Genomic DNA, 12,225 nt, shown 5'->3' with positions numbered 1-12,225 from the left:
GCTCAGGCGGTCTGCTCGCCGCCGGCCTGGTCGGCGCGCTTCGGCGCGTAGCGCGGGACGTACTCCTGGCCGCTGAGCCGCTGGATCTCGGCCATCATCTCGTCGGTCATCGCGCGCAGCGACGTGCGGTCGTCGGGGCGGCCGGTGAAGTCCAGCGGCTTGCCGAACTTCATGGTGATCTTGGCGCGGCCGGGACGCGGGATCCGCGTACCGATCGGCTGGGCCTTGTCGGTTCCGGTCACGCCGACCGGGATGATCGGCACGCCCGCGGCGATCGCGAGCCGGACGGTGCCGGTACGCCCGCGGTAGAGCCGCCCGTCCGGGGAGCGGGTGCCCTCCGGGTAGACGGCGACCAGGTCACCGGCCTTGAGCACCGGGATCGCCGCGTCGAACGCGGTGAGCGCGGCCCGCCCACCGGCCCGCTCGACCGGGATCGCACCCAGCCCGGTGAGCACGAACTTGGAGAAGCCGCCCTTGAGCCCGGTGCCCGTGAAGTACTCCGACTTGGCCCAGAACGCCAGGTGGCGGGGCACCACGGTGCCGAGGAGCAGTTCGTCGGCGACGGAGAGGTGGTTGCTGGCGAAGATCGCGCCACCGGTCGCCGGGATGTGCTCCAAACCCTCCACGTGCGGACGGAAGGCCAACCGGAGCGCGGGCGCCACGGTGAGCTTGCCGATGGTGTAGAGCAGGGGCACGGGTCCTCCGGCGGTCGTACGTGAAACAGGCGCTGTCACGGTAGCGGACGCTGCCGTCCGCCACCGAGCGGGTCGCCCGTGGTCCACTCCTGGGGCGGGTGTCGAGCGGGGACCCTTCCTGTACCTCAGGCGTCGGGAAGGGCCCCCGCCTTACATCAGACCTTGCGTACCACCACTGTCACGCGCTCGCCCTCGCCCGCCTCGCCGTCGAAGCCGTCGAGGCCGTCGGCGAAGTCGACGCTGTCGGCGAGCACCTCCCGGGCCACGAACCCGGTGTACGCGGCGACCGCCGCGCGTACCTCCTCCGAGGCGGAGACGGCCACCGTGATCCGGTCCGAGACGTCCAGGTCGGCGTCGCGGCGGGCCTGCTGCACGACGCGCACCACGTCCCGGGCCAGCCCTTCGGCGGCCAGTTCCGGCGTGACCTCGGTGTCCAGCACGACCACGCCCTCACCGCCGGGCAGCGGCGCGGAGTGCTCGGCGTCGGCGGCCACGAGGCGCAGCTCGTACTCGCCCTCGGCCAGCGTGACCCCGGCGGCGACCGGGGCGCCGTCGCGCAGCTCCCACTCCCCCGCCTTGACCGCCTTGATCACCTGCTGGACGGCCTTGCCGACGCGCGGGCCGAGCGCCCGCGGCACCACTGTGAGCACCTGCTGGCAGTACGCGGACACCTCGTCGGTGAGCACGACCTCCTTGACGTTCACCTCGTCGGCGACCAGCTCGGCGAAGGGCCGCAGCTGGTCGGCGACCGGCGACGCCACTGTGAGCTTCGCCAGCGGCAGCCGCACCCGCAGGCCCTTGGCCTTGCGCAGCGACAGCGCCGCCGAGGCGACCGCCCGCACGTTGTCCATCGCGGAGACCAGCTCGTGGTCGGCCGGGAACTGCGCCGCCTGCGGCCAGTCGGTCAGGTGCACCGACCGCTCGCCGGTCAGCCCGCGCCAGATCTCCTCGGCGGTCAGCGGCGCCAGCGGCGCGACCACCCGGCACAGCGTCTCCAGCACGGTCCAGAGCGTGTCGAACGCGTCCGCGTCGCCGGCCCAGAACCGGTCCCGGGACCGGCGCACGTACCAGTTGGTGAGCGCGTCGAGGTAGGACCGCACGGTCGTGCAGGCGCCGGAGATGTCGTACGCGTCCATCTGCGCGCCGACGGTCGCCACCAGCTCGTTCGTCTTCGCCAGCACGTACCGGTCGAGCACGTTCGTGGAATCGGTACGACGCCGCGCGGTGTGGCCGTCGGCGTTGGCGTAGAGCGAGAAGAAGTACCAGACGTTCCACAACGGCAGCAGCACCTGGCGCACCGCGTCCCGGATGCCCGACTCGGTGACCGCCATGTCTCCGCCGCGCAGCACCGGCGAGGACATCAGCATCCACCGCATCGCGTCCGACCCGTAGGAGTCGAACACGTGGTAGACGTCCGGGTAGTTGCGCAGGCTCTTGGACATCTTGCGCCCGTCCGAGCCGAGCAGGATGCCGTGGCTGAGGCAGTTGCGGAACGCCGGCCTGTCGAACAGTGCGGTGGCCAGCACGTGCATGGTGTAGAACCAGCCGCGGGTCTGCCCGATGTACTCGACGATGAAGTCACCCGGGTAGTGGTGCTCGAACCACTCGCGGTTGGAGAACGGGTAGTGCACCTGGGCGAACGGCATCGAGCCGGACTCGAACCAGCAGTCCAGCACCTCCGGCACCCGGCGCATCATCGACTTCCCCGTCGGGTCGTCCGGGTTGGGACGGACCAGGTCGTCCACCGCCGGCCGGTGCAGGTCGGTCAGGCGTACGCCGAAGTCACGCTCGATGTCGGCCAGCGACCCGTACACGTCGACGCGCGGGTAGTTCGGGTCGTCGGAGCGCCACACCGGGATCGGGGAGCCCCAGAACCGGTTCCGGCTGATCGACCAGTCCCGGGCGTTCGCCAGCCACTTGCCGAACGAGCCGTCCTTGATGTGCCCGGGGGTCCAGTTGATCTGCTGGTTCAGCTCGACCATCCGGTCCTTGAACGTCGTCACCGCGACGAACCACGACGACACCGCCTTGTAGACGAGCGGGGTGTCGCAGCGCCAGCAGTGCGGGTAGGAGTGGGTGTAGGTGTCCTGCCGCAGCACCACCCCCCGCTCCTTCAGCTCCCGGATCACCGGCTTGTTGACGTCGAAGACCTGCTCGCCCTGGTACGGCGGGACCAACGCGGTGAACCGGGTGTGGTCGTCCACGGTCACGACGGTGGGGATGCCGGCGGCGTTGCAGGTGTTCTGGTCGTCCTCGCCGAAGGCGGGGGCCAGGTGGACGATCCCGGTGCCGTCCTCGGTGGTGACGAAGTCCGCGCCGAGCACCTGGTAGGCGTTCGGGCCGGCCGGCTCGACGAGGAAGTCGTAGAGCGGCGTGTAGCGGCGTCCGACCAGGTCGCGACCGTACACGGTGCCGACCTGCTCGTACCCCTCGAGTTCCTTGGCGTACGCGCCGAGGCGCGCGGCGCCGACCGCGTACCGCTCGCCGTCGCGCTCGAGCAGCGCGTACTCGATGTCGGGGCCGACGGCGAGCGCCAGGTTCGACGGCAGCGTCCACGGCGTGGTCGTCCAGACGCCGAGCTTGACCGGCCCGCGCAGCGGCTCCGGCGCGTTCTCGTCGGCGGTCAGCTCGAACCAGACGGTGAGCGTCGGGTCGTGCCGGTCCCGGTAGACGTCGTCCATCCGGGTCTCGGTGTTCGACAGCGGCGTCTCGCACCGCCAGCAGTACGCGAGCACCCGGAAGCCCTCGTAGACCAGACCCTTGTCGTGCAGGGTCTTGAAGGCCCACATGACGCTTTCCATGTAGTCCAGGTCGAGCGTCTTGTAGTCGTTCGCGAAGTCGACCCAGCGGGCCTGCCGGGTGACGTACCGCTCCCAGTCGTGGGTGAACTCCAGCACCGAGGCGCGGCAGGCGTCGTTGAACCGGGCCACGCCGAGGTCGAGGATCTCCGCCTTGGTGGTGATGCCGAGCTGCTTCTCGGCCACCACCTCGGCGGGCAGGCCGTGACAGTCCCAGCCGAACCGGCGCTCGACGCGCCGCCCGCGCATGGTCTGGTAGCGCGGCACCACGTCCTTGACGTAGCCGGTGAACAGGTGGCCGTAGTGCGGCAGGCCGTTGGCGAACGGCGGGCCGTCGTAGAAGACGTACTCGTTCTCGCCGTCAGGGCCGGCGTCGCGGGCCTCGACGGACGCCTCGAAGGTCTTGTCGGCCGTCCAGTGCTCCAGCACCCGGCGCTCGACCGCGGGCAGGTCCGGGCTCGCCGGGACACCGGCGCCGGTCGGGTCGTGCAACGGATAGGCCATCGCCTGTCGCTCTCCCTCAGCAGCTCACTCGTCAGTGGTCTGCGAGGACGAGCCGAATCCGGTACGCCGTGACCGGCGCCCGGGCTTGGCCCGCGGTACCACCCCGCTTGGCGGCCGAGGTGCGACCGCCCGCTCGTTGGCCGGCTGTGACGGGCCGGTCCCGTCCGGGTCTACTGAGCCGGTGACCCGGCCGTTCTTCCGGAGGCTCGCCGGTGATGGCCGGGTCGTCGCCTGTGCCCGTCAAGCGTACTCGACCCCCCGCCCGCCGCGCCGCCGAGTATCGCCCGCCCGGCCCTCCCCCCGTTGATCATGAGGTTGACGGCGACGTCCGATCATGACCACCGTCACACCGCGGTCCCGTCACACCGCGCCCGCGCAGCCTCGTCCTGTCCACGTACCCGAATCTCGGAGGAGGCGGCGATGAGCCGGATGGACATGGCGGCGGTGGCGCCGGAGGCGTACCAGGCCGTGCTGGGCCTGGAGAAGTACGTCCGGGCGAACGTGGACCACACCGTGCTGGAGCTGGTGAAGCTGCGGGCGTCGATGCGCAACGGCTGCGCGTTCTGCGTCGACATGCACAGCCGGGACGCCCTGGCGGCCGGGGAGGACAGCCGCCGGCTGTTCGCGGTCGCGGCGTGGCGCGAGGCGCCGTTCTTCGACGAGCGGGAGCGGGCCGCGCTGGCCCTCACCGACGCGGTGACCCGGCTCGGCGAGCACGGCGTGCCGGACGACGTCTGGGACGCCGCGGCGAAGGTGTGGTCGGCGAAGGAGCTGGCCGACCTGGTGATGGCGATCGCCACCATCAACGTGTGGAACCGGATCGCGGTGACCTGCCAGACCCAGCCGCCGGCCCGGGTCTGACGGCGGCCCTGGTCCGACGGCGGCCCTAGTCTGAGGGCGGCCCTGGTCCGACCGCGGACACACGACGGCCCCGGTCCCGCGCGGCGCGGGACCGGGGCCGTCGGCGGGTCGGTCAGGCCAGCTCGGGGAACCAGAGCGCGATCTCGCGCTTGGCGCTGTCCGCCGAGTCGGAGGCGTGCACCAGGTTCTCCCGGTTCGACAGCGACAGGTCGCCGCGGATGGTGCCGGCGGCGGCCTTGCGGCCGTCGGTGCTGCCGATCATCGCGCGCACCACCTCGATCACCTGGTCGCCGGAGAGCACGAGCGCCACCAGCGGCCCGCTGGTCATGAACGTCTTCAGCGGCGGGTAGAACGGCTTGTCGACGTGCTCGGCGTAGTGCTGGTCGGCGAAGTCGCCGTCCATGCTCCGGCTCACCAGCGCGTCGATCCGCAGCCCCTTGCGCTCGAAGCGGGACAGGACCTCGCCCACCAGACCTCGGCGCACCGCGTCGGGCTTGATCAGTACGAGCGTCCGCTCGTCCGGGCTGCTGCTGGACACGCTGGTTGCCTCCTGTGCGCTCAACGGGGTTCGGCTGGGTACGGTCAGCGTAGCGACCCGGTCCCGGCGCCGGCGCGGCGGCTGCGTCTTCCCTGGCCCGCCGCGGCGGCCTAGCCTGGCCCTGGAACCCCTGGGAGGTCCACTGTGGCGAATGGCGGGAACCGCACGATCGCGCCGGTACGCAAACTGATCGGCGTGGTGCTGGGCACCGTTGCCACCTTCGTGACGGTGTTCGGGCTCGGCATGACGAGCTGGGCCATCGTCGCCCTCGGCGTCGCCCTGCTGGTGCTGGCGATCGCCCTGGCCACGGTGCGCGGCGGCGGTCGCACGTGGGTGATCGGCCTGGGGCACGTGCACAGCGCCTCCGAGCCGCCCACCCAGTACGCGTTCGGCCGGTGCGAGCTGCAACTGGTCATCGACGCGCCGGGGCTGCCGCCCCGCTCCAAGAAGATCATCGAGCCTCGGGTGCCGGTCGCCAAGTGGCCCTCGCTGGGCCAGGCGCTGCCGGTCCGGGTGGCGCTGGACGACCAGCGGCACGTACGCGTGCTCTGGGACGAGGTGCCCACGCACACGGAGAGCGCCGCCTCCCTCGCCGACCTGCCACCCGAGTACGCCCCCGAGCCGGACCCGCTGGACGAGCCGCTGATCGCGCAGGAGGCGCCGCCGTGGGCCGGGCGCGCGCCGGAGGAGGACTTCCGCGACGACTACCCGCCCGCGCCGGACCCGTACCTGGACGACGTCCCGCCCCGGGCCGAACAACGCGAGCCGGTGGTGCTGCACCAGAGCCCCGGCGGCCCGGTGGTGCTGGAGGGGCAACTCGTCGAACGGGCCGACCGCACGGCCGGCCCCGGCCCCGGTGCCGGCCCGCTCCCGCGCCGCGCCCCGGCGCCCCGCTCGCCTGCCGAGGAGCCGGTCGACACGGTGCCGGTCGAGACCCTGCTCGTCGACCCCGGGCCGGCAGCCGCCGACACCGTGCCCGACCCGATCGACGTGCCGCTGGACGACCCCTCGGACGCGCCTCGACGCTCCGACGTGCCGCCGACCGCCGAGGAACTGGACGAGGCCATCTTCGGCTCGTCCGGCACGGCCGAGCCGGCCGAACCGGAGGAGCTGGCCAGCCCGATCAGCGGCGTCGGCATCACGCTGCTGGTCGCCGACCTGGACCGGTCCCTCGACTTCTACCGCGAACTCGGCTTCGACGAGCTGGACCGGGGCGAGGGCAACGCCGTGCTCGCCTCCGGGCCGACCCGGCTGGTGCTGCGCCGGGTGACCGGCGCCGCCCCGATCAGCCGCCGGCTGGTGCACGTCAACCTGGAGGTGGACGACATCCAGGGCGCGTACGAGCGGCTGCGCGACTCCGGCGTCCGGTTCACGTACGCCCCGCGGGTGGTCAACCGGGGCACCAAGCTGGAGGTGTGGGCGGCGGCCTTCCGCGACCCCGACGGCCACGGCGTCGCGCTGACCCAGTGGCGCACGCTCGCCGACGCCTGAGCCGTACGCGGCGGGCCGTCCTCAGCCGAGGATGACCCGCCGCACGTGCAGCGCGTACGCCCACACCAGCGCGAACATCACCCCGAGCGCGAAGAGCGACCAGTGCAGCAGCCCGGAGAGCAGCAGCAGGCCCTGGATCACGGTGCCGGCGTGCCACGCCCAGGGGCGGCGCATCATGCCGGCGAGCACCACGCAGGCGACCGCCAGCGCCACGATCGCGCCGATCGCCGCGCCGCTCAGGTCCCCGCCGACCACCCGGATCGGCTGGATGGCCAGCAGCAGCACCAGCGCCTCCAGGGACATGGTGCCGGCGCCGAGCCCGCGTACCGCCTTGTCCGGGTTCCGCAGCCCGGACCGCCGCTCGCCGCCCACCTGCTCCGGACCGGCCGACTGGTCCGCGCCCGCACCCTGCTGCGAGCCGGTCATCGCTTGAGCAGCCGGCGGGCGTCGGCCACTGTCACCACCGATCCGGTGACCAGCACGCCCACCCCGGACAGCTCGCCCGGCACGTCGGACTCGGCCTCCGCCACCGCCGCCTCGATGGCGTCGGGCATCTCCCGGGTGGCCTGCACCCGCTCCGGCCCGAATACCTCCCGCGCCAGCTCGGCCAGCTCGTCCACCGGCATCGCCCGGGGCGAGCTGTTCTCCGCGACCACGATCGAGTCGAGCACGGGTTCGAGAAGTTCGAGCAGGCTCGCCGCGTCCTTGTCGCCGAGCACCGCCAGCACGCCGACGAGCTTGCTGAACGCGAACTCCTCCTGCACCGCGGCCACGGTCGCGGCCATCCCGTGCGGGTTGTGCGCGCCGTCGAGCAGCACCGTCGGCGCGGTACGCACCCGCTCCAGCCGGCCCGGCGAGCTGGTCGCGGCGAAGCCCTCACGGACCGCCTCGATGTCGAGCTGCCGTCGCGCCCCGGCGCCGAGGAACGCCTCCACCGCGGCGAGCGCCACCGCCGCGTTCTGCGCCTGGTGCGCGCCGTGCAGCGGGACGAAGATCTCCTCGTACACCCCGCCCAGGCCCTGGATGGTCAGCACCTGGCCGCCGACCGCGACCGCGCGGCGCAGCACGCCGAACTCGGCGCCCTCGCGCGCCACGGTGGCGTTTACCTCGGCGCAGCGTTCCAGGAGCGGGCGGGCCGCCTCCTCCTCCTGCGCCGCCGCGATGACGGTGGCGCCGGGGTGGATGATGCCCGCCTTGTGCAGCGCGATGTCCTCGATCGTGTCGCCGAGCCACTCGGTGTGGTCCAACCCGATCGGGGTGATCACGGCGACGCCGGCCTGGATCACGTTCGTCGCGTCCTCCACGCCGCCGAGCCCGACCTCCACCACCGCTACGTCGACGGGCGCGTCGGCGAACGTGGCGAAGGCCAGCGCCGTGGTCATGTCGAAATACGTCAGCGGCTCGGTGGACCGCTGGTCGACCAGCTCGGCCAGCGGCGCGATGTCCTGGTACATCGCCACGAACCGCTCCTCGCTCACCGCCTCGCCGTCCAGGCTGATCCGCTCCCGGACCGTGTCCAGGTGCGGGCTGGTGTAGCGGCCGGTGTGCAGCCCGAACGCCCGCAGCAGCGAGTCGATCATGCGGGCCGTCGAGGTCTTGCCGTTGGTGCCGGTCAGGTGGATCGACGGGTACGCCCGCTGCGGGCTGCCGAGCAGGTCGAGCAGCGTCTCGATCTTCTCCAGCTCGAAGCGCATCCGGGTGAAGCCGCGCGCGTTGAGCGCGGCCTCCACCTCGGCGAATTCGGTGCGGTCACTCATGCGGAGCCATCCTTCGTTCGCGACTGCGGGGCTCGCGACCCCGGCTCACTCCTCGCGCTCACGAGGGAAGCGCCTCCAGTGCGGCGTCGATCCGGACCAGGTCCGCCTCGGCCACCGCCAGCCGTTCCCGGATCTTCGCCACCACCGGTTCGGGCGCCTTGCCGACGAACGCCGGATTGTCCAGCTTCGCCCGCGCCTGGGTGGCTTCCTTCTCGGCCGCCGCCCGGTCCTTGGTGAGCCGGGCCCGCTCGGCGGCCACGTCGATCGAGCCGCGGGTGTCGAGCGCGACGCTGACCGCGCCGGGCATGGCGAGCGTGGCGCTGGCCTGGAAGTCGTCGCCCGGCGCGTCGAGCCGGGCCAGCGAGCGCACCAGCGGCTCGTGCGCCGCGATGCCCGCGCCGGCCAGGCCGTCGAGCCGCGCCGCGACCCGCTGGGTCGGTCGCAGCCCTTGGTCCGACCGGAACCGCCGGACCTCGGTCACCACCCGCTGGAGGGTGCCGACTTCGCCCTCCGCGGCGTCGTCGACGAGGGTACGGTCGGCGACCGGCCAGGACGCCGTCAGCACGGTCTCGCCGCCGCTGAGCGCGGCCCACAGCTCGTCGGTGACGAACGGGATGACCGGGTGCAGCAGCCGCAGGAGCTGGTCCAGCACGTGGCCGAGCACGCGGCGGGTGGCGTCGGCGGCGGGGCCGCCCTCGGCCAGCACCGGCTTGCTCAGCTCCACGTACCAGTCGCAGACGTCGTCCCACGCGAAGTGGTAGAGCAGGTCGCAGACCTTCGCGAACTCGTACGCCTCGAACTGCTCGTCCACCTCGGCGGTGACGTGCGCCAGCCGGGACAGGATCCACCTGTCGACGGTGGAGAGGCCGGCGGCGTCCGGCAGCGGGCCGTCGGTGTGCGCGCCGTTGAGGAGCGCGAAGCGGGTGGCGTTCCAGAGCTTGTTGCAGAAGTTCCGGGAGCCCTGGCACCACTCCTCGCTGACCGGCACGTCCTGGCCGGGGTTGGCGCCCCGGGCCAGCGTGAACCGGGTGGCGTCGGCGCCGAACCGGTCGATCCAGTCCAGCGGGTCGACCACGTTGCCGAACGACTTCGACATCTTCTTGCCGTGCTCGTCGCGGACCATGCCGTGCAGCGCCACCACGTCGAACGGTTGCACGCCGTCCATCGCGTAGAGGCCGAACATCATCATCCGGGCGACCCAGAAGAACAGGATGTCGTAGCCGGTGACGAGCACGCTTGTCGGATAGAACTTCGCCAGGTCCGGGGTGCGCTCCGGCCAGCCGAGCGTGGAGAACGGCCACAGCCCGCTGGAGAACCAGGTGTCCAGCACGTCCTCGTCCTGCCGCCAGCCCTCGCCGGACGGCGGCTCCTCGTCCGGGCCGACGCAGACGATCTCCCCGTCCGGGCCGTACCAGACGGGGATGCGGTGGCCCCACCACAGCTGGCGGGAGATGCACCAGTCGTGCATGTTGTCGACCCAGGCGAAGTAACGCTTGGCCAGCTCGGCCGGCTCGATCTTCACCCGGCCGTCGCGCACCGCGTCACCGGCCGCCTTCGCCAGCGGCGCGGTGTTGACGAACCACTGCAACGACAGCCGCGGCTCGACAGTCGTCTTGCACCGCGAGCAGTGCCCCACCGCGTGCAGGTACGGACGCTTCTCGGCCACGATCCGGCCCTGCTCGCGCAGCGCGGCGACGATCGCCGGGCGGGCCTCGTACCGGTCCAGGCCCTCGAACGGGCCGGGCGCGGTGATGACGCCGCGCTCGTCCATGATCGTCAGCGAGGGCAGGTCGTGCCGCTGGCCGATCTCGAAGTCGTTCGGGTCGTGCGCCGGGGTCACCTTGACCATGCCGGTGCCGAAGCTCGGGTCGACGTGCTCGTCGGCCACGATGGGGATGCGCCGGTCGGTGAGCGGCACCTCCACCTCGGTGCCGATCAGGTGCCGGTAGCGCTCGTCGTCGGGGTGCACCGCCACCGCGGTGTCGCCGAGCATCGTCTCCGCGCGGGTGGTCGCCACCACGACCTCGTCGCCGTAGCGGATCGAGACTAGCTCGCCCTCGTCGTCGGTGTGCTCCACCTCGATGTCGGACAGCGCGGTGAGGCAACGCGGACACCAGTTGATGATCCGGTTGGCCCGGTAGATGAGCCCGTCGTCGAAGAGCTTCTTGAACATGGTCTGCACGGCCCGGGACAGGCCCTCGTCCATGGTGAAGCGCTCACGGTCCCAGTCGACCGCGTCGCCGAGCCGGCGCATCTGGCCGAGGATCGCGCCGCCGGACTCGGCCTTCCACTGCCAGACCCGCTCGACGAACTTCTCCCGCCCGAGGTCGTGGCGGGACAGCCCTTCCCCGGCGAGCTGCCGCTCGACCAGGTTCTGGGTGGCGATGCCGGCGTGGTCCATGCCCGGCAGCCAGAGCGCCTCGTACCCCTGCATCTTCTTGCGCCGGGTGAGCGCGTCCATGAGCGTGTGCTCGAACGCGTGACCCATGTGCAGCGAGCCGGTGACGTTCGGCGGCGGGATGACGATGGTGAACGGCGGCTTCTCGCTGTCCGCCGACGCCCGGAAGTGGCCGCCGGATACCCACTGCTCGTACCGTCGCTGCTCTACCTCGCCGGGCTGGTACTGGCCGGCGAGGGTCGGGGCGTCGGGGCGTCGGGCATCCAGTCTCTCGGTCACCCTGAAAGTCTACGGAGCGCTTTCGGGGACCCGACGTGCACCACCTGTGATTCGCGTACGGTGGCGGTCATGTCCGACGCGCATCTCACCGAGCGCGCGGTCGACGGGGGTTCCGATCCGGTCGAGCTGACCGAAGAGCCGATCGAGCTGAGCCGCCGCGATCCCGCGCAGGAGCCCGAACGCCGTCCCTTCTCGCGACGCCGGAAGATCATCCTGACCGCCCTCGTCGCGGCCGGCCTGGCCGGCGCCGGCGCCCTCGGGCTGGGCGGCTGGCGCGTGCTCCAGCAGAAGGACACCACCCTCGGCCAGCCCGCCGAGGTGGCCGGCCTGGTACGGGACGACAGCGAGCGGGCCCGCAGCACCGCCGAATACCTGCGCGACGGCCTGGCCGCCGACATCGAGCTGGATCGCGGCTTCGGGGCTGTCTACTCCGACCAGGGGGACGTCAAGCGCTCGGTGCTCCTGTTCGGCGGCACGACGCTGCTGTGGCAGCCCGAACGCGACCTGGACACCCTGTTCCGGCTGATGGCCGACGAGACCGGCCGGGTGGCCGGGCTGCGCGAGGTGGACGCCGGCCGCCTGGGTGGCGTGATGAAGTGCGGCACGACCAGCGGCGACGGCGGCGACTTCGCGGTCTGCGGCTGGGCCGACCACGGCAGCGTGGTGATGGGTATGTTCCCGGGCCGCCGCGTCGACGACGCCGCGACGCTGTTCCGCGACATCCGCGAGTCCGTCCAGCGCCGCTGACCTCGCTCATCCGAGGGCCGGGCTCCGGCCGGCTCTCGGGGGCATGACGCGATTCAGGGCCACCCCGGTTGGGGGTGGCCCTGAATTCGAATGTTTGTCCGGCGGTGTCCTACTCTCCCACACCCTCCCGAGTGCAGTACCATCGGCGCTGGAGGGC

General features: G+C 72.2%; 9 protein-coding genes. 3 read left to right on the top strand and 6 right to left on the bottom strand.

Translation table 11 applies throughout. The features are described from left to right. Nucleotides 1-2: 2 nt before the first annotated feature. Both ACFYO8_RS27485 and ileS read right to left on the bottom strand, forming a co-directional pair. Complete coding sequence (locus tag ACFYO8_RS27485; protein WP_354873913.1) at nucleotides 3-695, bottom strand: lysophospholipid acyltransferase family protein; 693 nt, start codon at nucleotides 693-695, stop codon at nucleotides 3-5. A gap of 155 nt (nucleotides 696-850) precedes the next feature. Beyond that, nucleotides 851-3,997, bottom strand: coding sequence for an isoleucine--tRNA ligase (gene ileS / locus ACFYO8_RS27480; protein WP_357711149.1), 3,147 nt, complete (start codon nucleotides 3,995-3,997; stop codon nucleotides 851-853). A 420-nt stretch (nucleotides 3,998-4,417) separates the two neighbouring features. On the opposite strand from ileS, the gene ACFYO8_RS27475 reads away from it, so the two are divergent. Continuing rightward, nucleotides 4,418-4,858 (top strand): carboxymuconolactone decarboxylase family protein, encoded by a 441-nt coding sequence (locus ACFYO8_RS27475; protein WP_357711146.1) that lies wholly within the window; start codon nucleotides 4,418-4,420, stop codon nucleotides 4,856-4,858. Between the two features lie 112 nt (nucleotides 4,859-4,970). On the opposite strand, the gene ndk is transcribed toward ACFYO8_RS27475, so the two are convergent. Continuing rightward, nucleotides 4,971-5,396: a nucleoside-diphosphate kinase gene (gene ndk, locus ACFYO8_RS27470; RefSeq protein WP_354873918.1), complete on the bottom strand. Its 426-nt coding sequence runs from the start codon at nucleotides 5,394-5,396 to the stop codon at nucleotides 4,971-4,973. Between the two features lie 144 nt (nucleotides 5,397-5,540). Here ndk and ACFYO8_RS27465 point away from each other — a divergent pair, with 144 nt between their 5' ends. Next, on the top strand, nucleotides 5,541-6,887 hold the full coding sequence (locus ACFYO8_RS27465) for a VOC family protein (protein ID WP_354873920.1): 1,347 nt from the start codon (nucleotides 5,541-5,543) through the stop codon (nucleotides 6,885-6,887). A 21-nt stretch (nucleotides 6,888-6,908) separates the two neighbouring features. On the opposite strand, the gene ACFYO8_RS27460 is transcribed toward ACFYO8_RS27465, so the two are convergent. The 3 genes from ACFYO8_RS27460 to ACFYO8_RS27450 are packed head-to-tail and all read right to left on the bottom strand — an operon-like array spanning nucleotide 6,909 to nucleotide 11,321. After that, entirely contained in the window at nucleotides 6,909-7,313 is a 405-nt protein-coding gene (locus ACFYO8_RS27460) for a DUF4233 domain-containing protein (protein WP_354873922.1), read from the bottom strand. Then, nucleotides 7,310-8,644 carry a folylpolyglutamate synthase/dihydrofolate synthase family protein gene (locus ACFYO8_RS27455; protein ID WP_354873924.1) on the bottom strand — a complete coding sequence of 445 codons (1,335 nt, stop codon included), beginning with the start codon at nucleotides 8,642-8,644 and terminating at the stop codon, nucleotides 7,310-7,312. Before ACFYO8_RS27455 ends, ACFYO8_RS27460 begins: the two co-directional genes overlap by 4 nt. A 58-nt stretch (nucleotides 8,645-8,702) precedes the next feature. After that, nucleotides 8,703-11,321 carry a valine--tRNA ligase gene (locus ACFYO8_RS27450; protein ID WP_354873926.1) on the bottom strand — a complete coding sequence of 873 codons (2,619 nt, stop codon included), beginning with the start codon at nucleotides 11,319-11,321 and terminating at the stop codon, nucleotides 8,703-8,705. A gap of 69 nt (nucleotides 11,322-11,390) precedes the next feature. Here ACFYO8_RS27450 and ACFYO8_RS27445 point away from each other — a divergent pair, with 69 nt between their 5' ends. Continuing rightward, on the top strand, nucleotides 11,391-12,068 hold the full coding sequence (locus ACFYO8_RS27445) for a hypothetical protein (RefSeq protein ID WP_354873928.1): 678 nt from the start codon (nucleotides 11,391-11,393) through the stop codon (nucleotides 12,066-12,068). The last annotated feature ends 157 nt before the right edge of the window (nucleotides 12,069-12,225 follow it).

It is taken from the genome of Micromonospora sp. NPDC005257 (genome assembly GCF_042872445.1).
Classification (GTDB): Bacteria; Actinomycetota; Actinomycetes; order Mycobacteriales; family Micromonosporaceae; genus Micromonospora.
The sequence above is the reverse complement of the archived record's forward strand: the minus strand, read 5'-3'. Positions and strand labels throughout refer to the sequence as shown.